General features: G+C 41.9%; 1 protein-coding gene. It reads right to left on the minus strand.

All coding sequences use genetic code 11. The features are described 5' to 3' along the window. Positions 1–1288: C40 family peptidase (locus C161_RS31750; RefSeq protein WP_200869439.1), on the minus strand; the 1288-nt coding region annotated here is incomplete at both ends.

Genomic DNA, 1288 nt, shown 5'->3' on the forward strand with positions numbered 1-1288 from the left:
AACAAGATGTGGGTCAACATTAAATTGATTGGCAGCAGCATTAATCTCAGAAGCGTATTTACCGGCATATGCCACTCCACCAGAGGTTGTTTGGGAACTAGTGGATGTCGGGTAGGCAGCATCTGTCGAAAGCCCAGGAATACGAGTTGCACCATTGTACTTAGGCCCCCAATAGCTATTGTTTAAATCCGAAACTTTTAGTCCGGACTCCCCCATTTGGATAAACTTGCTGTCCCCCATGTAAATCCCAACGTGAGAGTTGTCCTTACCATTCGTATTAAAGAAGACAAGGTCTCCAACTTGAAGATTTTTCTTTGATACCGCAGTCCCCGCTTTAGCTTGTTGAGCTGCCGTACGCGGTACCTGTACTCCGATCGTTTCAAACATCTCCTGCACAAACTGAGAACAGTCTGAATAGGCTCGCTGTTTGAAGTCATCAAACGAACCGGTAAATTCTCCGTCTATTTGCTTGTATCTCATTACACCAGAGTTAGCCAGGTTAACGGCAGTAGTCAGCATTCTTGTTATGTCTGAAGAAGGCCCACCGCTTGTCGTTATCTCCGTTTGAGAGGACACGAGTTGAGATGGATCATTGTATCCTTGTTCGTAAAGTTTTTGTTCCTCCAGTAATGCTTTACGCTTCTCAGCGAGTATATCAAGGTATTCTTTGGACGACTTCGCAACTCTTTTCTGTTGTGAATCCAATTTTTCCAATGACTTGTTGTAGCCTTCAATCGCTTTCTGTAAGTCCGTCATAATTTCTACGGTTTCTTTTTTGGCCTTGTTATTGTCTTCTACCCCGTAAGTGTCATCTTCCAGAAGCTTAGTCATGGCTTCGATCTGTTCGTTGCTTAGCTGTAGTTGACCGGCATATTTCTTAACGACTTCATTTAACTCATTAAGTTTTTGTTTTTTAGCTTCGAGTTGCTCATTGGCCTTTTGTTGAAGAAAATTAGCTATGCCTTGATTCATAAGCTGCGTGCTATTTAATTCAGAAGCATTTTTCTTCTGTTCTTCGGTGATTTCTTTTTCAATATCTTTAATTTTCTCGCGTGCTTCGGCGAAGGTTGAGATAGACTCAAACTCTTGGCCATAAAATTGAATTCGTTTTAAACTTTCCATCGCAACGCTTCGTGTTGAATCCCTCTCAGCTTTCAGATCATCAATAGCTTTCTTTATCTTCGCTTGCCGCAATTTTTCTAGAATTTGACCTTCAAATATCCATCCATCCGTTGTCTTCCGGATCTGGGAAGCCAATTCAGGGTATTTTAGAATCAAGTCTGCCACA

The sequence above is a fragment of the Paenibacillus sp. FSL R5-192 genome (assembly GCF_000517845.1).
GTDB lineage: Bacteria > Bacillota > Bacilli > Paenibacillales > Paenibacillaceae > Paenibacillus > Paenibacillus amylolyticus.